Genomic DNA, 21403 nt, shown 5'->3' with positions numbered 1-21403 from the left:
ATATGAACCCAGAAATAGTCGAATCGTTTGCCCAAATGGTGCGGGAAAAAAGTCTCGACAAAGACGTTCTCGCAGGCATTATTGAAGAAATATTCGGTCTTCTCGTAAAAAAGAAATTCGGTAACGATGCCAGATACGATGTTGTGGTCAATATGGACAAAGGCGATATCGAAATTTTTCTCGAGCGCACAATCGTCGAAAAAGTCGAAGACCCGTCGACCGAAATAAGTATCGACGAGGTCAATGCGCGCGGAAACGAAGAAGAACTCGAAGTTGGCGACGATTACGTCGAAAAAATCGAATTGTCGCAATTCGGAAGAAGACTTATTAATCTTGCCCGTCAGAATCTGAATCAGAAAATCAGAGAAATCGAAAAAGATATCGTTTATAACGAATACAAGGAAATGATCGGAGAGATCGTAGTCGGCGACATTTATCAGGTTAGAAGAAACGACGTGCTGGTAAATCATAACAAAAATGAATTGATTCTTCCGAGGATTGAGCAGATTCCCCGTGAAAAATATAAAAAAGGCGAAACAATCCGAGCCGTAGTTAAAGAAGTAAAAAAGAATCAGAACGGTCCGGTCATCATCATATCGCGCGCCGACAATATGTTCCTGCGCCGTTTGTTCGAAATTGAAATCCCCGAAATTTATGACGGCGTTATCGAAATTAAAGGAATTGCCAGGGAACCCGGCGAGCGAGCCAAAGTCGCCGTCGAATCCCAGGATTCGCGTATCGACGCCGTGGGCGCATGCGTCGGTATGAAAGGCGTTCGTATTCATGCAATCGTGCGCGAATTGAATAACGAAAACATCGACGTAATAAATTATTCGGACGACCCGGTTGTGTTCATACAAAGATGCCTGGCTCCCGCTAAATTGCGTCAGATCGAAATCGACGAGGAAAATAAAAAATGCACCGTGACGGCAGATACCGACCAGATCTCGTTGATTGTCGGCAGAAACGGCGTCAATATTCGCCTGGCTATGAAATTGACCGGCTACGATATTGAAGTCCTCCGTCAGGAAAAACAACTCGACGAATACGAAGAAGATATCGAACTGCCCGAACTCAGAGAAGAACTCGGCAGCGACATTGTCGATATTCTTATTAGTAATCGTTTCGAAACAGCGGTTGAAGTTCTGAAAGCAGGCGTCGATAAATTGAAAGAGATCGAAGGAATCGGCGAAGAAAAAGCCAAAGAGATAATACAAATTCTCGAAAACCAATTTGAAGAAGAAGAATAAAAAATTTAGGTACTCAAATGCCGGAAGTAAAAAAGAAAAAATTAAGAATTTACAAGTTCGCTTCTGAATATAATCTGCCAACTGAGCAGATAATTGAATTTCTTCAGAAGAAAGGATACGAAGTAAAAAATCATATGTCGATTCTGAGCGACGAAATGGAAAGCGACGTACGCGAACATTTCAAGAAAGATATCGAAAAAGCCGAACAGCATTATAAAAAGATATCCGAATTTCAGAAAAAAAGAAGCGGCGGCGAAGAACCCAAAAGGGAAGAAAAATCCGAAGCGGAAACAAAAGAAGAACCTCGGATTGTAGAGCTGCCGGAAAGTGAAGAAAAGCAGGACAAAACCGATACGGAAGAAGTTCTGGAAACTCAAACTGAAGAAGTGGCTGCCGCGGAAGAAAAGGCAGAACAAGCCGAAACGGTAGAAACCGCCCCAAAAGAAGAAATTCAAACCGAAAGCGATAAATTTAAGACTCCGGCAGAAAGAGAACTCGAAAAAAGGAAAAAAGGCTTAAAAATTGTCGGCAAAATAGAACTCGAAAAAGACAAGAAAAAAGAAAAAGAAGAAAAAGCCCAATCCGAAAAACAAACAGAGCCTCATGTAGTGCTCGAGGACAAAAAACCCAAAACTGCCGACGAGACAGCCGGCGAACCGGCTAAAAAGAAAAAGAAGAAAAAATTAAAAGCCAAGAGTAAAGGAAAAGAAGACAAAGTTGAAGAAGTTGTTTCGAAGAAAAAACGAAAGCTCAAAAAACTTCAGGTTGACAAAAAGGAAGTCGAAGAGGCGATTAAACGAACTATGATGAGTTTGGACGATTCGTCCGTATCGGAACGCGCTTCGCTCAGGAAAAAGAAAAAGAAAGAAAAGCAGGAACAACTCGAAAGAATTATCGAACAGAAAGAGCTCGAACAGAAAAAACTAAAAGTTGCCGAATATATTGCCGTCGGCGAACTGGCAAATTTAATGGGCGTTTCGGTTAACGAAGTGATTCAAAAATGCATCGGACTCGGTCTTATGGTCTCTATTAATCAGCGACTCGATTTCGAGACGATAGAACTGATCGCGTCGGATTTCGGATTCGAAGTGGAACTTGAAGAAGAGTATTTGAGCGATTTAATCGAAGAAGAGGACGATCCGGAAGAATCATTAAAACCGCGTCCGCCGGTCGTTACGATAATGGGACACGTGGATCACGGTAAAACATCGTTGCTCGATTTTATCAGAAGAACAAATGTAGTAGCCGGCGAGGCGGGCGGCATCACTCAGCATATCGGCGCTTACAAAGTAGCTCTGGAAGACGGTAAAGAAATTACATTTCTCGATACTCCCGGTCACGAAGCTTTTACAGCCATGCGCGCAAGAGGAGCTCAAATTACGGATATCGTAGTTTTGGTTGTGGCAGCCGACGATGCGGTTATGCCGCAGACTGTCGAAGCAATTAATCACGCCCTTGCAGCCAACGTTTCGATTATCGTGGCAATAAATAAAATTGACAAACCGAACGCAAATACGGAAAAAATTAAGCAGCAACTTGCCGAAAGAAACGTCCTTGTAGAAGATTGGGGCGGCAAATATCAGTGTGTGGAACTTTCGGCCAAAACGGGCAAAAACGTCGACCTTCTGCTCGAAAAAATATTGCTCGAAGCTGAAATGCTCGACTTGAAAGCAAATCCCGACAGACCTGCTCGAGGCGCGGTTATCGAATCGCAGCTCGATAAAGGAAGAGGAATTACCGCTACAATCCTTGTTCAAAAAGGCACGCTCAGAATTAGCGATCCGTTTGTGGCGGGCACTGCATACGGAAGGGTTCGCGCAATGTTCGACGAAAGAGGAAATAAAGTTAAAGAAGCTCCTCCCTCAACGCCGGTTCTTGTTCTCGGATTCGAATCGACGCCTCAGGCGGGCGATACTTTTGCAGTGGTCGAATCGGAAAGGGAAGCGCGAGAAATCAGCATTAAAAGAATGCAGATTAAGCGGGAGCAGGAGCACCGTCAAGTGCGCCACATGACGCTCGAAGAAATTGCAAATCAAATATCGTCTGGCGGCATAAAAGAATTACCGATTATTGTAAAAGGCGACGTAGACGGTTCGGTCGAAGCTCTTTCGGACGCTCTTATGAAACTTTCTAACGACGAAGTCTCGGTAAAAGTTATCCACAAAGGAGTCGGCGCAATCTCCGAAGGGGACGTGCTGCTGGCGGCGGCTTCGGGCGCCATCATTATCGGTTTCCACGTGCGTCCCAACAGCAATGCGCGTAAGCTGGCAGAAACAGAGAAAGTGGACATCAGGCTTTATAATATTATTTACGATGCTATTAATGCAGTCAAGTCGGCTCTCGAAGGACTCCTGTCGCCGGTGGTATCCGAAGAATTGGTCGGCGCTGCTGAAGTACGACAGGTATTCAAAGTGCCCAAAGTCGGAACGGTTGCCGGTTGTTACGTAACAGACGGTAAAATAACCCGAAACGGCAAAGTAAGACTTTACAGAGACGGTATAGCGATTTACGAAGGTCAACTCGAATCTCTCAAGCGTTTCAAAGACGACGTTAGAGAAGTCGAAAAAGGATTCGAATGCGGTCTAAATATTGCCAACTTTAATGATATTAAAGTGGGCGATGTTGTAGAAGTTTATAAAACTGTCGAAACTAAGAAAACGCTGAGCTGATATGAGTTCTTTCAGGATAGATAAAGTTGCAAGCATGATTAAAGAGGAACTGAGTCTTATCTTTTTGCACAAAATCCAGGACCCGAGTCTCAGTTTGATTACAATTACGAGCGTTAAGTTGAGTCCCGACTTAAAACTCTCGAAAGTATATTTGTCGGTGTATGAAAAAGAGAAAAGGGAAGAAGTACTAACTAAAGTCAATGAATTAAAAGGGTGGATTCGTACGCAATTAGCCGGCAGAATAAGGGTCCGTTTCGTTCCGGAGCTTGAATTCTTTATCGACGATACGCTCGATTACGTAGAGAAAATAGAGACGATATTTAAGAAGATTCATGAGAGTGATAACAAGGAAAATGATTAATGATATTGTGCCGGATTTTCCGAACGGCGAAGCGGTTTTGATAGACAAACCGATTCGCAGAACTTCATTCGATATGGTTCATAGGGTTCGTAAAGCAGTGAATGTTAAAAAGGTAGGTCATGCAGGCACTCTCGATCCGCTGGCTACGGGCTTGCTGATAATATGCACAGGACGCTTTACGAAAAGAATTTCGGAATTCTCGAATTTAAATAAAGTTTATACCGGAATTATATCGCTCGGCAAGACCACGCCGTCATACGACCTCGAAACGGAATTCGACTCGTCAAGAGATATTTCCGGTATCGACGAGGAAATAATTTATAAAACAGCCTCCGGTTTTATAGGAAAATCTTTCCAGCTGCCGCCAATGTATTCGGCTGTTAAAAAAAACGGACGAGCGTTATATAAATATGCGCGCAAAGGCGTTGAAGTCGAACGCAAAGAAAGGGAAATAGAAGTTTTCAGGTTCGATATAAAGAAAATCGATTTGCCCGATATCCATTTCGAAATTGAAGTTACTCCCGGCACGTATATCCGGGTTATTGCGCATGATTTCGGACAAAAATTAGGATGCGGCGCTTATCTTAAATCCTTGAGAAGAACGGCTATCGGTACCTATTCGGTCGAAGATGCATTCGGAATCGAAGAGTTCGAAAATTTTGTAACGAATTTAGCTGATAATGAACATATATAAAGATTCATTCACGTTTGAGAAAAATAGAAAAACCGTTGTTACCGTAGGCAGTTTCGACGGTCTTCACATGGGGCATCATAAAATTTTGTCCCGCTTATTCGAGATTTCGGCGCAATGCGGTTGCGAGTCGGTTCTATTTACTTTTGAACCTCACCCGCGCCTTGTTATCTCAAAAGACTATGAGATTAAATTGCTTACGACATTAAATGAGAAGATTGAAATTCTTAGCAAAACAAAGCTCGATAATCTGGTTATACAAAAATTCAGCCGGGAATTTTCCGAAATGACTTCGGAAGAATTTATTGGCAAAATATTAGTAGAACAGCTGAACCTGTCGCATATTGTTGTGGGACACGACCATAAATTCGGCAGGGATCGAATGGGCGACGCCGATAAACTGAAGCAACTCGGAAATCAGTACGGCTTTGAAGTAACGGCGGTAGATGCAGAAAGATGCAACGGCGAAATAGTAAGCAGCACAAAAATAAGACAAGCGCTTGCCGAAGGCGATATCGACAAAGCAAATTTGTTTTTGGGAAGGAATTATTCCTTCGAAGGAATTGTTGTTAAAGGAGCCCAAAGAGGAAGAACGCTGGGATTTCCTACGGCTAACATTAAACTCGACAACAATCTTAAGGCTCTTCCCGTAAACGGAGTTTATGCCGTCAGATGCTTAATAAACGGCGATTCTTTGTTGGGAATAATGAATATCGGTTTAAGGCCTACTTTTGAAGACAAACCGGAAATTACGATTGAAGTTCATTTGATGAATAACGATTTCGGTAAATACGAAAAAAATATCTACGGCGAACGCCTGAAAGTGGAAGTAATTAAAAGAATAAGAAATGAAATCAAATTCGAAGGCGTTGACAAATTGATCGTACAGATAGAATCCGACAAAAAAACGGCTCTCGAAATTTTGAGCAAATTTGAGGATAAATCGATAAATTAAACTTTATAATTTATTTATTTTATTGAAAATAACTAATTAATTCCGGTTGCGACTGGGATTACATTGTAAAACAAATAAAAGGAGTAGCAAGATGTCAATTTCAAACGAAAGAAAACAGGAGTTAATTAAGAAATTCGGCGCGAACGAAAAAGACAGCGGAAGAGCGGAAGTTCAAATTGCTATCTTAACAGAAAGAATCAATAATCTTACGGCGCACTTCGACCAGCATAAAAAAGACCATGCCTCGCGCAGAGGTCTAATGCAGATAGTAGGTAAAAGAAGAAGATTGCTCGATTACTTGATGAAGAAAGATATTGAAAGATATCGCGCAATAATTAAAGAGTTAAACATTAGAAAGTAGGAAAACAAAAATGGTTTTTACAAAAGAAGTTCAAATAGGCAGACATAAACTAAAATTCGAAACGGGAAAGCTAGCCAAGCAGTCGAACGGCGCGGTAATGGTGAGTTATGGAGACACGATGGTGCTCGTAACGGCGGTAGCCGGAGAAGTACGCGACGACATTGATTTTTTTCCATTGAGCGTCGAGTATCGTGAAAAATCGTTCGCTGCAGGTAAAATTCCGGGAGGCTTTATTAAACGCGAAGGTCGTCCCAGCGACAAAGAAGTTCTCAGCGCTCGATTGATCGATCGACCGATAAGACCTCTTTTCCCCGATAATTATTATAACGACACGCAATTAGCCGCATTCGTTTATTCATTCGACAATGAAAACGACCCCGATGTAATTGCTGCCTGCGGCGCTTCTGCCGCGCTGGTAATTTCGGATATTCCGTTCCTCGAACCGATTGGCGAAGTCAGAGTAGGAAGACTCAACGGTCAGTTCGTAATAAATCCTTCTCTGCAGGAAATTGAAGAAAGCGATATCGAACTGGTTGTCGCAGGAACAGAATCGTCGATTATGATGGTTGAAGGCGAAGCTAAGGAAGTTAGCGAAGAAGATATGCTCAATGCATTGAAATTCGCTCACGATGAAATTAAGAAAATAGTAGCCGCTCAAAAAGAACTCCGCGAACTTTGCGGAAAACCCAAAATGGAAGTGCCTCCGGTTGAATTGGATCAGGCTCTGGTTGACGAGGTAAATCGACTGGCATACGATAAAATGAAAACAATCGTTGCCTCGGTTCTAACCAAAGAGGAACGTTCGCAAAAGAATAAAGAGCTCGAAGAAGAAGTCGTCGAACAGCTTGCCGAAAAATTCCCCGAGCAGGAAAAAGTTATTAAAACAATCCTGCACGATATGGAAAAGGAATTGATGCGCCAGAGAATTCTGAGCGAAGGTTTACGCCTCGACGGCAGAAAAACTACCGACATCCGTCCCATTTCCATCGAGGTCGGACTTCTGCCGCGTCCTCACGGATCGGCTCTTTTTACGCGCGGCGAAACTCAGAGTTTAACCACCTTGACGCTCGGCACAAAACAGGACGAGCAAATCATCGACGGATTGATGACTGAATTCAGAAAACGCTTTATCCTTCACTATAACTTTCCTCCGTTTAGCGTTGGCGAAGTAGGCAGATATTCCGGAGTGGGCAGACGCGAAGTCGGTCACGGTAATCTGGCCGAAAGAGCTCTGAAAAACATGGTGCCCCCCGAAGAGCAGTTCCCGTATATGATCAGACTTAATTCCGATATATTGGAATCCAACGGCTCGTCTTCGATGGCTACTGTGTGCGCGGGTTCGCTGGCATTAATGGACGGCGGCGTTCCGATTAAGAAGGCTGTGGCGGGAATTGCAATGGGATTGATCAAGGAAGGCGACAATTATGCAATCCTTTCCGATATTCTGGGCAACGAAGACCACCTGGGAGATATGGACTTCAAAGTCGCCGGTACCAAAGACGGCATAACGGCTTTCCAGATGGACATAAAAATTCAGGGCATATCGTATGAAATTATGGAAAAAGCCCTCGCCCAGGCAAAGGAAGGCAGAATGCATATTCTAGAAAAAATGAACGAAGTTATTTCCGAACCCCGTCCCACTATTTCGCAATATGCGCCTACGCTCCTGACCACCAAAATTCCGACAGATAAAATCGGTACGGTTATAGGACCGGGAGGAAAAGTAATTCAGAAAATACAGAAAGATTATAATGTGGAAATAGCCATTGACGAAGACGGAACGGTTAATATATCGGGCAACGATTCTAAATTGGCAAAAGAAGCGCGCGAATATATTAAATGGATGACTGCTGACCCTGAAGTCGGCAAAAATTACGACGGCAAAGTGGTTCGTCTTGTTGACTTCGGAGCGTTCGTCGAAATATTGCCCGGCATTCAGGGATTATTGCACATTTCTCAAATTGACAACAAGAGAATCAATAAAGTAAGCGACGTATTAAAGGAAGGCGATATCGTGCGGGTAAAACTCCTGAGTATCGAAGGAAACAAATATTCGCTTTCCAGAAAAGTACTGTTAAAAGAAGAAGAAACTTCTGAAACATCGGAAGCAACCGAAGAATAATTTTACGCCGGTTAAAAAACCGGCGTTGTTTTTTTAAATAAGGAAGAGTGATTAAATGGGAATCGGTAATCTCGATCTGGAAAATCGACTGTTTTTGGCCCCAATGGCAGAGATTACCGACTCGCCGTTCAGAAGAATTGCCAGAGAGCGCGGCGCAGGATTGGTATTTACTCAAATGGTCAGCGCTCTGGGCGTCGTTGAAGGCGACTTCAATACTTTGAGATATCTTGTTTTCGACAGGGCGGAAAAACCAATTGGCGTCCAGATTTTGGGCAACGACCCTTCGATAATCGGCGAAGCGGTTAACGAAATATCACGTTACAAACCCGATCTAATCGATCTGAACTGCGGCTGCCCTGTGGACAAAGTCACCTCCTGCAATATGGGCGCTGCGCTTCTGAACGATCCCAAAAGAATCGGTAAAATTGTCGATTCGATGGCTAAAAATTCGAACGGCATACCGATCTCGGTTAAAATCCGGCTCGGTTATGACGACAGGAATATTGAAATACTCGATATTGTCAGGGCAGTCGAAAACAACGGCGCTTCGTTTATTACCGTTCATGCCAGAACGAAAAAACAAAGATACGATTCGGAGGCTAATTGGGAATGGATCCGGAAAATTATGGAATTCACAAAATTGAAAGTAATTGGCAACGGGTCTTTGTTTACTCCGCAAGACGTAAAGAAGATGATCGAAACGACGGGCTGTTATTCGGCAATGATTGCCCGGGGAGCGCTCGGCAATCCGTTTATTTTCGAAAGATTTAACAAACTCTCTGCAGAAGGCTTCGACCCCGGACATCCGGATGTGGACACGACTGCAGAAGTATTGAAAAAACATTTGAAGTTGCTTGAATATGAATACGGTCCTGTTAATGCATTGGACAAAGGAAAGAAGCAGTTACTTTGGTATTTTAGATTTTTTCCGGAATTGGAATCATTACTCAAAAATGTATTTGGCATACTTGCTTACTCGGACTTATACGAGATTGTGGACGAGCATGCATTGCTAATAAAAAAAGCGAACATTGAAAATTTTACTAACACTGAAATCGATTTTCGATTCAGAAAAAAAGTTTTATATTGGCTCGAAACAGATGAATTCGAAGCTTTAATGTAATAACAAAAAGAGTTTTTATAGATGAAAAAAGAAATTATTATCAGCACTTCGACCACTCAAAACAGAGTGGCGATTACAGAAGACGGAAACCTTGTCGATTTTTTTGTAGATCATCCCGAAAAACAGAGAATGGTCGGCAATATCTATCTCGGTAAGGTTGCCAGAGTTTTACCCGGAATTCGCGCTGCATTTATTGATATCGGATTAAAGCACGACGCTTTCCTTCATTTTTCCGATATCGGAGATAGAACCGAAGCGTTGCAGGGAATTTTTGACGACGACGACCTGGATACCGACGAAAATGATAACGGCGAAGAAAAGCCGAAACCCGAAAAGAAAGAAAAGACTTTTGTGCGCCTTCATAAGGGACAAGAAATTTTAGTCCAGATTTTGAAAGAACCGGTAAAAGACAAAGGCGTGAGAGTTACGTCGTCTATTTCCATCCCGGGCAGATTTTGCGTTCTGCTTCCGATGGACGATAAAATCGGAGTTTCCAAAAAAATTACGGATATTAGGGAAAGAAAACGTCTCAGACGAATTGCCCGAGGTATTCTTCCCGACAACTGCGGACTTATAATAAGAACTGCGGCAAAAGACCAGGACGAGGAAGCTCTTTCGGCAGACTTGAAATATCTGGTCAAAATATGGAAGGATATCGAAGAAGAAGCCAAGAAGCAAAGCCCGCCCGCGCTTCTATATAAAGATTTAAGCACTACCATCAGCGTTATCCGCGATCTTTTTACTGCGGATGTGTCAAAAGTATTTGTCGATTCCAAAAAGCTCTGGAAAGAAATTAGGAATTATGTCCAGTTTGTGCAGCCTTCGTTGCTTGACAGGATAGAGCTTTATAAAGGCGAAGAACCGATATTCTCCACATTTAAAATCGACGAACAAATTAAAATACTGATGGGCAGGCGAATCCCTCTGCCGAGCGGCGGGCATATTGTTATCGAACATACCGAAGCGATGACTGTTATCGACGTTAACAGCGGCAGATACGCAGCCAAAAAAGAACAGGAACTGAATTCCCTTAAAACAGACCTCGAAGCCGCCAGAGAAATTGTGCGCCAGCTCAGATTGCGCGATATCGGCGGACTTATTGTCGTCGATTTTATCGACCTTGAAGACGAAAAAAACAGAAAGAAAATTTACGACGAGCTTAAGAAGGAATTTCGTAAAGACCGAGCCAAAACGGCTCTGTTGCCGATGACCGAATTCGGTTTGATGCAAATTACGCGCCAGCGCGTGCGCGAAAATATTGTCCAGTCGATGACCGAACCGTGTCCGTATTGTAACGGCACCGGTTTATTGACAAAAACATCGAGCGTAATTCACGAAATCGAAAAATGGCTGCAGCGATATCGTCTCGACGGGAAAAACAAATCCTTGATTCTGCAGGTACATCCGATTACGGCGGAGAAAATGCGGGAAGGCTTCATTTCACCTTTGACCAAAATTCAGTTGAAATATTTTATCAGACTTAAGATTAAAGAAGACGAAAAGATGAATCCTCAGATGTTCAAAATTTATTCCAAAAAAACCGGTGAGGATTTAACCGAAGAATTTGCTTAATTTTACGTCAATAAAATTATTCATTAAATAGAAGAGGTGGCAATGAAGTTCTTTATCGATTCTGCCAATATCGACCAAATAAAAGAAGCCGCTTCCTACGGCTTGCTAGACGGCGTTACTACTAATCCGTCGTTGGTGGCAAAAGAAGGAAGAGACTTCATCGAATTGCTCAATGAAATCGTTCAGATTGTAGACGGTCCCATCAGCGCCGAGGTGGTTTCTACCGATTATGAAGGAATACTTAAGGAAGCCCGCGAACTCGCAAAAATTCATAAAAATATTGTGGTTAAAATTCCGCTTATCAAAGAAGGAATCAAAGCCGTCAAAACTCTTTCTTCCGAAGGCATAAAAACAAACGTTACGCTCTGCTTTTCGCCTACTCAGGCTCTCCTGGCGGCAAAAGCCGGCGCTACTTATATTAGCCCTTTTGTCGGAAGACTCGACGACATTAGTCACGTAGGTATGGATTTGATCGAACAGATAGTGCAGATCTACAGAAATTACGATTTCGAAACTCAGGTGCTCGTGGCGAGCATACGCCATCCTCTCCACGTGGTGGAAGCCGCTATGATGGGAGCCGACGTGGCTACTATTCCTTTCGACGTAATCGAAAAATTATTCAAACATCCTCTCACCGATATCGGTCTGGAAAAATTTTTAAGCGACTGGAAAAAACTCGAGAATAAATAACTTATGAAAACCACAAAATTCTATTCCGTTCATCAAAAGCTGAACGCTAAAATCGTCGACTTTGCGGGCTTTAAAATGCCAATTCAATATACTTCTATTATTGAAGAGCATAAAGCCGTTAGGAGCAGCGTTGGTGTTTTTGACGTATCGCACATGGGGGAGATTATAATTAAGGGCGAGAAGGCTCTTGATTTCGTTCAGTATGTTACTACAAACGACGCTTCTGTTCTTACCGACGGACGCGTTCAATATTCGCTGTTGTGTTACGAAGACGGCGGTATTGTGGACGACCTGCTTGTTTACCGTATTAATCAAAACGAATTTATCTTTGTAGTGAATGCGGCAAATAAAGATAAAGATTACGATTGGCTTTTGAAGAACAATAAATTCGATGTCGAAATTAAGGACGAGAGCGACGAATACTCTCTTCTGGCGGTTCAGGGACCAAATTCAAAAGCGGTTCTTCAAAAAATTTGCGACCGCGAACTAAACCTCGAATATTATCACTTTTTCTACGCCAAAATTGCCGGAAACGACGCCTTGATTTCGAGGACCGGCTATACGGGCGAATTGGGGTATGAAATCTATTTCAAGGGCGACGAAGACACGGCTATCAAAATATGGAACTCGATTTTCGAAGCCGGAAAAGAATTCGATATTAAACCGGTTGGACTCGGCGCTAGAGACACTCTCCGTCTCGAAATGGGGTATTGTCTTTATGGCAACGATATCGACAAATCCACAAATCCGCTGGAAGCAAGCCTCGGCTGGGTGGTCAAATTAAAGAAGAACAATTTTATCGGAAAAGAAGCGCTTCTTCGAATAAAAGAAGATGGTTTGAAAAGGAAATTGGCTCCGATGGTATCTCATGAAAAAGCTTTCCCGCGTCACGGTCACGAAGTTACAGCCGACGGAAATATCATCGGTAAAATAACAAGCGGCACAGTGAGTCCGATTATTGAAAAAGCTATTGCGCTCGGATATATCGACATAAACTATGCCTCCGAAGGAACGCAGGTCAATTTTTTGATCAGAGGTAAGGAAATACCGGCTACGGTAACTAAACTGCCATTTATAAAGAACTGAAATGAAAATCAACGTACTCTTCTCGAACATATTTTTGGACGAACTCTATTTTACCGGAAAAACTGTAGTGGTAATCGATGTGCTGCGGGCTACGACGGTAATTACTACCGCGTTGGCAAACGGGGCGCGGGAAGTTATTCCCGTGAGCACACTCGACTTTGCGATGAAAATTTCGGGCGACGCTTTTCGAAGTCAAACTCTCCTTTGCGGCGAAAGAAATACTAAAATGGTGGAAGGCTTTAACCTCGGAAATTCCCCGCTTGAATACCGCCCCGAAGTTGTGGCTGGCAAGTCGATCATTTTTTACACTACGAACGGAAGCAAAAGTATTGTCAAGGCTAAATTCAGCAAAAACCTGTTTGCCTGCTCCTTCAATAATCTGCCTGCAATTGCAAATCATATGACTCTGCTCAATGAGGATTTCGAAATTGTGTGCGCAGGCACAAACGGTATGTTCAATCTGGAAGACGCAGTCTGCGCCGGTATTTTAATAAGTGAAATAAGAAAATTGACGGATAATGTGCAACTCTCGGATTCCGCTAATGCAAGCGTGATTCTTAGCACTAACAATACTAAAAATCTTTTCAACTTTCTCAGCGCAACGGAACACGGCAAGATGTTGATAGAGAACGGTTTCGAAGACGATATTCTGGAATGCGCAAAAATCGGAACCACGGATGTCATTCCGTATTATGTATCGGGAACGATGAAGAGACTTTGAAAAACTTTGATAAGTAAATTGAAAGATGAGTAAAAAGAAATCAAAGAAAAACAGTAACTCCGAGAGAGAGTATTTTATTATTACTCCCAGAAAAAAGAAAAAACTTCTGGGTTTATTCCTAATCGTATTTTCGCTTTTTTTGTTCTTGAGCATTTTATCGTACTCTCGCGCGGACGAAGCCGCTTTTTCTTACACGATCAAAGACCTGCTCGAATTGTTTAGTCCCAGTGCCGAGTTGAGCAAGAATATTTCAAATGCGCATAATTGGTTGGGAATTATTGGCGCTTATCTGGCTTATTTCTTCATCCATTCCACAATCGGCTATTTCTCTCTGGTTTTTCCTGTCGTCATTTTCTTATGGGGCTATACAGTACTGAAAGCCGCCGATTTTAAGCTCTCTATCTACATTACGAACTTTCTAATTGCTACGGGATTAATTCTAGCGGCTTTTTTCGGGGTATTGCAGACCGCGCCCGAAATCGGGTTGTTCCCGGACGTTTACGAATTATCGGGCAACATCGGAAAATTCTTCGGAACGGTTTTGAGCAGGTTATTGGGCGGGCTCGGGAGTATCATATTCTTGTTTGCGCTGTTGGTAGCCACGCTTATTATTTCATTCGACATTAAGCTTAGCGTATTGTACTATAAACTGATACAGTATTTCGAAAATTCGTCGTCCGGAAAGAAAGACGAAGTGGAAGTTAAAATAAAAAAAGAAACCGGGGCGGAAGAAATAGGTAGTAAAAAGAAAGAAAAAGAAAGTCCTTTAAAAACGTTGTTGCGCAAAAAAGATAAAGCGGTTGAAGAGCAGGAATTGGAAACCGAAGAGAGAGCGCCAGAGACTCGCATTAAAATTTTGAAAAAAGAAGAAACGCCCGCAGTCAAAACTGTCGAAGAAATATACGACCAGGTTGAAAAGAAAAAATCGAAAGAAAATAAAGAAGAGGAAATCGAAGAACGGGTCGATTTCACTAAAGAAGCCGATTTGCCCGATCAATGGGAAGAAAAAATTAATTATAAACCGCCTACGCTCGATTTACTGCAGGCTCCCGAAGAAGAAGAAATTAAAGTTCACGAAAGCGAGTTAAAAAGGAACGCCCAGCTGCTGAAAGATAAACTTGCCCTTTTTGATATTCAAATTGAGGATATTACGGTAACGCCGGGTCCCGTAGTCACTCTTTATGAAATAGTTCCGGCTCCGGGCGTTAAGATTAGCAGAATAGTCAGTCTCGAACACGACATAGCTCTGGCGCTGGCTGCAAGGGGGATTCGTATTATTGCGCCTATCCCCGGAAAAAGCGCCATCGGCGTAGAGATACCGAATGCTGAAGCCTCGATAGTACGAGCTTATTCAGTTCTCAGCAAACTGAAAGGCGCCAAAGCGGAATTGCCGTTAGCGTTGGGTAAAACAATTTCAGGCGACGTCTATATCTCAGACCTGGCGACAATGCCCCATCTGCTCATTGCAGGCTCTACTGGCTCGGGTAAGAGCGTCGGCATAAATATGATAATCAACAGTCTCCTCTATTCGAAACATCCTTCGGACATTAAATTTGTAATAATCGACCCGAAAAAAATCGAACTCTCGTTCTACAAAAAATTATCAAAGCATTTTCTTGCCGTATCGCCGGATCTCAATGAGGAAATTATTACCAATCCCTCCAATGCATTGCTCGCTTTGAAAGCCGTTGAATTCGAAATGGAAAAAAGATACGACAAACTTGCCAAAGCCGGCGTGAGAAACATAATGGATTACAATAAAAAAGTTTTGAATCCCAGAACTAAGCCCAAAGATACGGATGAAATGAAACATCATAAGTTGCCGTACATAATCGTTATAATCGACGAATTGGCGGATCTTATGATAACCTCGGGCAAAGAAGTTGAAGAGCCGATAGCTCGTCTGGCGCAGCTGGCTAGGGCGGTCGGCATTCATCTTATACTCGCCACGCAAAGACCTTCGGTTAATGTGATTACCGGCGTTATTAAAGCCAATTTCAGTTCGCGTATCGCATATCAGGTAGCTTCCAAAATCGATTCGCGCACTATTTTGGATATGAACGGCGCAGAACAGTTATTAGGAAGGGGAGATATGCTCTTTTTGCCGACGGGAATGCCGAAACCCATTAGAATTCAAAATGCGTTTATATCTACCGAAGAGGTTGAAAAAGTAGTAAATCATATCTATATCCAGGAAGGTTATTCGAAGAGATATTTCCTGCCGTCGCTGCAGGAAAAACAAAAGTCGGAAATGTACGATATGCTTTCAGACCTCGATCCGATGTTCGAAGAAGCCGCGCGCGTTGTGGTGCGTCATCAGCAAGGCTCGGTTTCTTTATTACAAAGACGATTGAAACTCGGTTATTCGCGGGCCGCCAGAATAATCGACCAGTTGGAACAGGTGGGAATTGTAGGACCCTCCGAGGGGAGTAAAGCCAGGGAAGTGATTGTCGAAAACGAAGAACAACTCGAAACTATTCTGAGGTCGCTCTGATGCTGCGTTTTGTCATACTGATTATCCTTGTTGCTCAATCCGTTCAAACCGACGACGTCTTGAAAAAATTGCAGGATCGGTTTAATTCGATCGACAACTTCACAGCCGACTTTAAATTTACTTCGCCGGCTGCTAATATTAACGGAAAATTTGTTTACAAAAGGCGCAATAAATTTGTTATCGAATCCGAGGCAAGGAAAATCGTATCCGATTCAAAAAGCGTTTGGAATTACGATATTAACGGCAAAAGAGTGATGATCAGCGACATTGGCGACGAACCTTCTTCGTTTTCGATTGAAAGATACTTGTTCGACTTACCTCAAAAATGCAATGTGAGAAATTACAAAGACAAGAAGGGAAAAATTTATCTGGAGTTGCAACCGAAAAGCGAGGAGGATTTTAAAAAAATTATAATTGAAACTTCAGACGACCTATTCAGAAAAATTGAAATAACCGATTTCAACGGTGAGAAACATATTATCGAGTTAAATAATATAAAGACCGACGTAAAATTAAAAGAAGAAATCTTTACATTTGTTCCTCCAAAAGGGATACGGATTATTGATCTTCGATAAAAAAAATAGAAAATTCAGCGGTTATGTTATCTCCGCCGTCTTAACGGTAGCCTTTCTTTATTTGGCATTCAGGGGCATCGACCTTCGTAAAGCCTTCGGTTTAATTGCGGCTACTTCGTATTCATGGCTTGCAATTTATATCCTGATCTTTTTACTGTCTCATTACGTACGCGCATGGCGATGGAAAATAATGATTGAGCCGGTTAAGAGGGACGCATCTTCTTTGAATGTTTTCGGCGCGGTAATGGTAGGCTACGGGGTTAATTGCGTATTGCCCCGAGTAGGCGAACTCTACAGAGGACTCTTCCTTGGTAAGTGGGAAAAAATATCGCGGAGTACAATGATCGGCTCGATTGTGGTGGAGAGAGTTATTGATATTGCCGCATTCGGAATTGCCACTATTTTGAGCGTCTATTTTTATTCCGGAGATTTATACACAAAAATACCTTGGTTAAAACCCGCGCTCAGTATCGGATTGGTTTTTATTATTATCGCCGTGTTGCTTCTCTACGCTCTCGTGAAATATCAATCCCATTTATCCGATAGACTCTTCGGATTCCTTGCAAAAATTAGTCCGGATTTTACTAATAAAATAAAGGTAGGGTTCGAAACTTTTGTTGAAGGTTTTGCCACAATCAAGGGCAAAAAGAACGTTGCCGCAATAATCGGGTTGACGGTAGTAATGTTTTATCTATATGCGCTCAACACATTAATCGGTTTTTATATGTTGGGTATGGAATCCTACGGAGCAATTGATTTTAAGATGGCGTGGGTGTTTATGGCAATCAGCGCATTCGGCACTTTGGTGCCCACTCCCGGCGGCACCGGCTCTTATCATATGATTTCCATCTTCGTATTGACACAGTTGTACAATTTTAATTACGAGTTAAGCGCCGCATACGCCATACTTACGCATTTTATTCAATATGTGGTGTTTGTCGGCGGAACCGCTTTATTGATATTGATGATTAATAAGATAAGAGAGCATAAAGGGGAGCCAAAGGAAAATTTTATTTCTGTATTCAAAAGTACAAACAATGAAAAAATTTAATTTATTTATAATCCTTTTTATGGTCGCTGCGTCGACTGTTTATTCCCAGTGGGATTTAAGCGTTGCTATGGGAGTCGATTTCAAATCGGCGCCGAAGTACAGAGACTATGTAAATGCAGTATATGGTCCTTACGGCAAAAAATTATCGACATTTTCGTCGGCGGGTAATTTCTCGATCGAGTTGGATTATGCCGGCTTAAAAGATTTTCAACCGGGAATCGAGTACAGTTTGTTGATCGATTCCTATAACATTTCGTTACAGGGCGGGGCAAATGAATTATCTTATTTTATTCACCGTCCCTCGTTGTTGGGCTTTTATAAGATTGAAGGAGAAGGTTATAAATTCAAATTTGGCTTGGGCGCGGGATTAAGAATAGTCGAATTTACGGAAAAAATTATTACGGCAACAAGTTACCGCTCAAGCGGATTCGGTATCGTTCTTAAGGCCGAGGGTATTTCCAAAATAGACGGGAAACTTTTTGTGTCGGTCGGTTTCGATTTGAGATACGATTCTTTTGATGAACTGTACAACGAAGAACTCGACAAGAAAATTATCAACTATGCAACAGGCGAAGCCGTGGACCTGAATTCTGTTTCCGCGGGCATTAAGTTGGGTATTGTTTACACATTCTAAAGGTTATTATGAGCGTTATTGAATCGATTGTCCTTGGAGTAATCCAGGGCTTAACGGAATATTTGCCGGTTAGCAGTACGGGACATTTAACCGTGGCGGGCAAATTGATGAACTTGATTTCAATGGACAATCCCGAACGCTGGACTGCGTTCATAGCCGTGATTCAACTCGGCACTTTGATGGCTGTGCTGGTCTATTTCTTCAATGATATAAAGCGGATAGCCGTCGATTTTACGAAAGAAAATGTCGTTTATCCGTTAAAAAATAGATCTAAAATTAGTATTAAGTCCCAGTCCCAAAATTCACTGATGGGGTGGTATCTGATTCTGTCCACGCTTCCGGTTGCAGTTGTCGGTTTGTTGTTCAAGGATTTCATAGAAGGCGTTTTTACGAAGAATCTTTATGTCATAGCTTCCAGTCTGATTTTGCTTGCGCTTATACTTTTTATAGCCGATAAAACCGGTAAGTATAAAAGAAATATGAAAGATATAAAATGGTACGACGCGCTAATCATCGGTCTGGCTCAAACAGTTGCATTGATACCCGGTTCTTCGCGTTCGGGCACCACAATTACAGCGGGTCTTTTTCTGGGATTGAAGAGGGAAACAGCCGCGCGGTTTTCTTTTTTGATGAGTATACCGGCGGTTCTTGCTAGCGGTCTTTATGAGTTATATTCCGCGCTCGAATACATCGACGCGCGCCAAATAATTAGCATGAGCGTAGCTACGATTACTTCGGCAATTGTAGGTTATCTCTCAATCGAATTTCTCCTTCGTTACCTTAAAAAAAATACTACGCTTTTGTTTGTCGTTTATCGTATATGTGCCGGACTAATAATATTTTTATTATTGCATTTGCAACTAATCGGCGGTTGATATGAAAATGAAATACTTCGTAATTCCGATATTGCTCGGAATGTTTGCGTTAGCCGCGTGCGGCTCTAATGAAAAAACGAATATTTACAAACCCGACAGAGCGGATTCTCTTATGACCCTTAATAACAACGAAAAATTGTATGCGATACTCGATACCGATTTCGGGACAGTCGAAGTGGAACTGTTTCCACATGCCGCTCCCAAAACCGTTCGTAATTTTATAAAACTATCCGAAGAAGGTTATTACAACGGAGTGATTTTTCATCGCGTAATTGAAGGATTCATGATTCAAACGGGCGATTCGACCGGGACTGGGATGGGAGGCAGAAGCATATACGGCGGCGCATTCGAAGATGAATTCTCCGCCGATTTGAGACACGATTCTCCCGGAACTGTTTCGATGGCAAACTCGGGCCCGAATACGAACAAAAGCCAATTTTTTATAACCGTTGCGCCTACTCCGTGGCTCGACTTGAAACATACTGTGTTCGGAAAGGTCCGACAAGGCCAGGATGTGGTAGATAAAATCAGCCAGGCGCCGACGGATGAAAACGACAGACCCGTAATACCTGTATCGATTAAAAAAATTACCGTGGAAAAAAGAAAATATTAGATGAATCAAAAAGAGTTTTTCTCTTCGAGGTGGGCTTTAATAATTTCTACGCTCGGTATAGCAGTGGGCACTGGTAATATCTGGCGTTTTCCTCGAATAGTAGCCACAAACGGAGGCGGTTCTTTTTTGATTCCGTGGTTGACTTTTTTATTTTTATGGTCGTTGCCGCTCATTATTTCCGAATTCGCTTTCGGCAAGACTGCCAGAAAATCGCCGTTCTTCGCATTTCGATTTTTCGCAGGTAATAAGTACGGATGGATGGGCGCTTTCGTTGCGTTCGTATCTACTGCCATTATGTTTTATTATTCGGTCGTTTCGGGCTGGGCATTCTATTATTTTTATTCGTCTTTGACTGGAAATCTTTTTGACGCCGCGGATCATCTTACTTACTGGAATAATTTTAGTTCCGGATATCTGCCTTTGCTGTTTCATTTCATGGCAATAGCGCTAAGTTCCGCGGTAATTTATAGGGGGATAACTGCAGGAATCGAGAAAGTAAGCAGGACGCTGGTGACCTCGTTGGTGGCAATCCTTTTCATTCTCTTAGTAAGAGCCGTTACTCTGCCCGGCGCAATAGAAGGTCTGAAATTCTTTTTCACACCCGAAAAAGAATATTTGCTCGATTACCGGGTCTGGTTGAATGCGCTTACACAAAATGCGTGGGATACGGGCGCCGGCTGGGGCTTGATAATGACTTATGCAATTTACATGAAAAAAAGGGAAGACGTTACTCTCAACGGCGCGCTGATTGGGTTCGGTAACAATTCGATTTCATTGTTGGCGGGGATGATTATCTTTTCGACGGTTTTTGCCCTCGGCGGAGATTCTCCGCTTGCAATAATTTCCGAAACCGGTCCCGCCAATACCGGATTGACTTTCATTTATCTGCCTTCATTGTTCGGTAAAATGTCCGATTATATTTGGCTCAACAGGATTTTTGCGACTCTCTTTTTTATGGCGCTTTCGTTTGCTGCGTTGACGTCTTTAATCTCTATGGTAGAGCTGGCTGCCAGAAGTTTGAATGACCTGGGAATCGAACGTAAAAAATCGATACTCATCGTAGGCTTGGCAGGATTCCTGTTCGGTATCCCTTCGGCCTTAAGTATCGATTTTTTTATAAACCAGGATTGGGTCTGGGGCATCGCTCTTTTGATAAGCGGCGCTTTTATTGCTCTGGCTGTTAATAAGTATGGCGTCGATAAATTCAGAAAAAATTTGCTCAATAATCCCGACAGCGACTTGAGAATCGGCGGATGGTTCAATGTATTGATTAAGTTCGTCATACCCGCGGAATTTATAGTTTTGATTTCGTGGTGGTTGTTTTCTTCGACTTCATGGGATCCGCAGTGGTGGCATCCTTTCCATCGCGAAAATCTTGGAACCTGTTTGTTCCAGTGGGGTATTGTAATAATTTTGTTTATTATTTTAAACAGACTATATAACAATTACAAAAAAGCCGGAGATTATTAATTTGTTGACGGTTATCTACGGTATAACAATCATTTTAATTTTGTGGGGAGGCTTTTTGTTCTTTCTGTGGAAAGCATTCGGAAAAGAAAA

The 21403-nt window shown here is 42.4% G+C and carries 19 protein-coding genes; all 19 read left to right on the top strand.

Annotated features, from left to right (window positions below):
* The first annotated feature begins 2 nt into the window (after window positions 1-2).
* The 19 genes from nusA to ACOYVE_RS05645 all read left to right on the top strand — a co-directional run bounded on the left by nusA (window position 3) and on the right by ACOYVE_RS05645 (window position 21313).
* Complete coding sequence (gene nusA, locus ACOYVE_RS05735) at window positions 3-1250, top strand: transcription termination factor NusA (protein ID WP_014856385.1); 1248 nt, start codon at window positions 3-5, stop codon at window positions 1248-1250.
* A 17-nt stretch (window positions 1251-1267) separates the two neighbouring features.
* The gene (infB, locus tag ACOYVE_RS05730) at window positions 1268-3919 is read left to right on the top strand and encodes a translation initiation factor IF-2 (RefSeq protein ID WP_422881207.1); all 2652 of its coding nucleotides are present in this window, start codon (window positions 1268-1270) and stop codon (window positions 3917-3919) included.
* Between the two features lies 1 nt (window position 3920).
* A complete protein-coding gene (gene rbfA, locus ACOYVE_RS05725; protein WP_014856387.1) occupies window positions 3921-4280 on the top strand; it encodes a 30S ribosome-binding factor RbfA in 360 nt (119 codons plus the stop codon).
* Entirely contained in the window at window positions 4273-4974 is a 702-nt protein-coding gene (gene truB, locus ACOYVE_RS05720; protein ID WP_041356028.1) for a tRNA pseudouridine(55) synthase TruB, read from the top strand. Before rbfA ends, truB begins: the two co-directional genes overlap by 8 nt.
* A complete protein-coding gene (locus ACOYVE_RS05715) occupies window positions 4961-5926 on the top strand; it encodes a bifunctional riboflavin kinase/FAD synthetase (RefSeq protein ID WP_422881204.1) in 966 nt (321 codons plus the stop codon). The genes truB and ACOYVE_RS05715 overlap by 14 nt, the downstream gene beginning before the upstream one ends.
* Before the next feature lie 91 nt (window positions 5927-6017).
* Window positions 6018-6287 (top strand): 30S ribosomal protein S15, encoded by a 270-nt coding sequence (gene rpsO, locus ACOYVE_RS05710; protein WP_014856390.1) that lies wholly within the window; start codon window positions 6018-6020, stop codon window positions 6285-6287.
* Window positions 6288-6297: 10 nt separating this feature from the next.
* The gene (pnp, locus tag ACOYVE_RS05705; protein ID WP_014856391.1) at window positions 6298-8409 is read left to right on the top strand and encodes a polyribonucleotide nucleotidyltransferase; all 2112 of its coding nucleotides are present in this window, start codon (window positions 6298-6300) and stop codon (window positions 8407-8409) included.
* 55 nt (window positions 8410-8464) lie between these two features.
* Window positions 8465-9532 carry a tRNA dihydrouridine synthase DusB gene (gene dusB / locus ACOYVE_RS05700; protein ID WP_422881202.1) on the top strand — a complete coding sequence of 356 codons (1068 nt, stop codon included), beginning with the start codon at window positions 8465-8467 and terminating at the stop codon, window positions 9530-9532.
* Between the two features lie 21 nt (window positions 9533-9553).
* Entirely contained in the window at window positions 9554-11104 is a 1551-nt protein-coding gene (locus tag ACOYVE_RS05695) for an Rne/Rng family ribonuclease (RefSeq protein WP_422881200.1), read from the top strand.
* Window positions 11105-11146: 42 nt separating this feature from the next.
* Window positions 11147-11794, top strand: coding sequence for a fructose-6-phosphate aldolase (fsa, locus tag ACOYVE_RS05690; RefSeq protein ID WP_014856394.1), 648 nt, complete (start codon window positions 11147-11149; stop codon window positions 11792-11794).
* Between the two features lie 3 nt (window positions 11795-11797).
* The gene (gene gcvT, locus ACOYVE_RS05685) at window positions 11798-12880 is read left to right on the top strand and encodes a glycine cleavage system aminomethyltransferase GcvT (RefSeq protein WP_014856395.1); all 1083 of its coding nucleotides are present in this window, start codon (window positions 11798-11800) and stop codon (window positions 12878-12880) included.
* Window position 12881: 1 nt separating this feature from the next.
* Window positions 12882-13601 (top strand): 2-phosphosulfolactate phosphatase, encoded by a 720-nt coding sequence (locus ACOYVE_RS05680; RefSeq protein ID WP_014856396.1) that lies wholly within the window; start codon window positions 12882-12884, stop codon window positions 13599-13601.
* Window positions 13602-13626: 25 nt separating this feature from the next.
* Window positions 13627-16095 (top strand): DNA translocase FtsK, encoded by a 2469-nt coding sequence (locus ACOYVE_RS05675; RefSeq protein ID WP_014856397.1) that lies wholly within the window; start codon window positions 13627-13629, stop codon window positions 16093-16095.
* On the top strand, window positions 16095-16670 hold the full coding sequence (locus ACOYVE_RS05670; RefSeq protein WP_014856398.1) for a LolA family protein: 576 nt from the start codon (window positions 16095-16097) through the stop codon (window positions 16668-16670). Before ACOYVE_RS05675 ends, ACOYVE_RS05670 begins: the two co-directional genes overlap by 1 nt.
* On the top strand, window positions 16657-17721 hold the full coding sequence (locus ACOYVE_RS05665; RefSeq protein ID WP_422881196.1) for a lysylphosphatidylglycerol synthase transmembrane domain-containing protein: 1065 nt from the start codon (window positions 16657-16659) through the stop codon (window positions 17719-17721). Before ACOYVE_RS05670 ends, ACOYVE_RS05665 begins: the two co-directional genes overlap by 14 nt.
* Window positions 17708-18355 (top strand): hypothetical protein, encoded by a 648-nt coding sequence (locus ACOYVE_RS05660; RefSeq protein ID WP_422881194.1) that lies wholly within the window; start codon window positions 17708-17710, stop codon window positions 18353-18355. The genes ACOYVE_RS05665 and ACOYVE_RS05660 overlap by 14 nt, the downstream gene beginning before the upstream one ends.
* 8 nt (window positions 18356-18363) lie before the next feature.
* Complete coding sequence (uppP, locus tag ACOYVE_RS05655) at window positions 18364-19230, top strand: undecaprenyl-diphosphatase UppP (RefSeq protein ID WP_422881192.1); 867 nt, start codon at window positions 18364-18366, stop codon at window positions 19228-19230.
* A 1-nt stretch (window position 19231) separates the two neighbouring features.
* Window positions 19232-19843 (top strand): peptidylprolyl isomerase, encoded by a 612-nt coding sequence (locus ACOYVE_RS05650; RefSeq protein WP_422881190.1) that lies wholly within the window; start codon window positions 19232-19234, stop codon window positions 19841-19843.
* Window positions 19844-21313, top strand: coding sequence for a sodium-dependent transporter (locus tag ACOYVE_RS05645; protein WP_014856403.1), 1470 nt, complete (start codon window positions 19844-19846; stop codon window positions 21311-21313).
* Window positions 21314-21403: the final 90 nt, after the last annotated feature.

Origin of the sequence: Melioribacter sp. (assembly GCF_049325435.1) — a bacterium.
Lineage (GTDB): Bacteria > Bacteroidota > Ignavibacteria > Ignavibacteriales > Melioribacteraceae > Melioribacter > Melioribacter roseus.
The sequence above is the reverse complement of the archived record's forward strand: the minus strand, read 5'-3'. Positions and strand labels throughout refer to the sequence as shown.

Excerpts from the sequence above, each read along its gene's own strand:
- nusA (WP_014856385.1), top strand. The coding sequence starts at position 3 with ATGAACCCAGAAATAGTCGAATCGTTTGCCCAAATGGTGCGGGAAAAA.
- infB (WP_422881207.1), top strand. The coding sequence starts at position 1,268 with ATGCCGGAAGTAAAAAAGAAAAAATTAAGAATTTACAAGTTCGCTTCT.
- rbfA (WP_014856387.1), top strand. The coding sequence starts at position 3,921 with ATGAGTTCTTTCAGGATAGATAAAGTTGCAAGCATGATTAAAGAGGAA.
- truB (WP_041356028.1), top strand. The coding sequence starts at position 4,273 with ATGATTAATGATATTGTGCCGGATTTTCCGAACGGCGAAGCGGTTTTG.
- ACOYVE_RS05715 (WP_422881204.1), top strand. The coding sequence starts at position 4,961 with ATGAACATATATAAAGATTCATTCACGTTTGAGAAAAATAGAAAAACC.
- rpsO (WP_014856390.1), top strand. The coding sequence starts at position 6,018 with ATGTCAATTTCAAACGAAAGAAAACAGGAGTTAATTAAGAAATTCGGC.
- pnp (WP_014856391.1), top strand. The coding sequence starts at position 6,298 with ATGGTTTTTACAAAAGAAGTTCAAATAGGCAGACATAAACTAAAATTC.
- dusB (WP_422881202.1), top strand. The coding sequence starts at position 8,465 with ATGGGAATCGGTAATCTCGATCTGGAAAATCGACTGTTTTTGGCCCCA.
- ACOYVE_RS05695 (WP_422881200.1), top strand. The coding sequence starts at position 9,554 with ATGAAAAAAGAAATTATTATCAGCACTTCGACCACTCAAAACAGAGTG.
- fsa (WP_014856394.1), top strand. The coding sequence starts at position 11,147 with ATGAAGTTCTTTATCGATTCTGCCAATATCGACCAAATAAAAGAAGCC.
- gcvT (WP_014856395.1), top strand. The coding sequence starts at position 11,798 with ATGAAAACCACAAAATTCTATTCCGTTCATCAAAAGCTGAACGCTAAA.
- ACOYVE_RS05680 (WP_014856396.1), top strand. The coding sequence starts at position 12,882 with ATGAAAATCAACGTACTCTTCTCGAACATATTTTTGGACGAACTCTAT.
- ACOYVE_RS05675 (WP_014856397.1), top strand. The coding sequence starts at position 13,627 with ATGAGTAAAAAGAAATCAAAGAAAAACAGTAACTCCGAGAGAGAGTAT.
- ACOYVE_RS05670 (WP_014856398.1), top strand. The coding sequence starts at position 16,095 with ATGCTGCGTTTTGTCATACTGATTATCCTTGTTGCTCAATCCGTTCAA.
- ACOYVE_RS05660 (WP_422881194.1), top strand. The coding sequence starts at position 17,708 with ATGAAAAAATTTAATTTATTTATAATCCTTTTTATGGTCGCTGCGTCG.
- uppP (WP_422881192.1), top strand. The coding sequence starts at position 18,364 with ATGAGCGTTATTGAATCGATTGTCCTTGGAGTAATCCAGGGCTTAACG.
- ACOYVE_RS05650 (WP_422881190.1), top strand. The coding sequence starts at position 19,232 with ATGAAAATGAAATACTTCGTAATTCCGATATTGCTCGGAATGTTTGCG.
- ACOYVE_RS05645 (WP_014856403.1), top strand. The coding sequence starts at position 19,844 with ATGAATCAAAAAGAGTTTTTCTCTTCGAGGTGGGCTTTAATAATTTCT.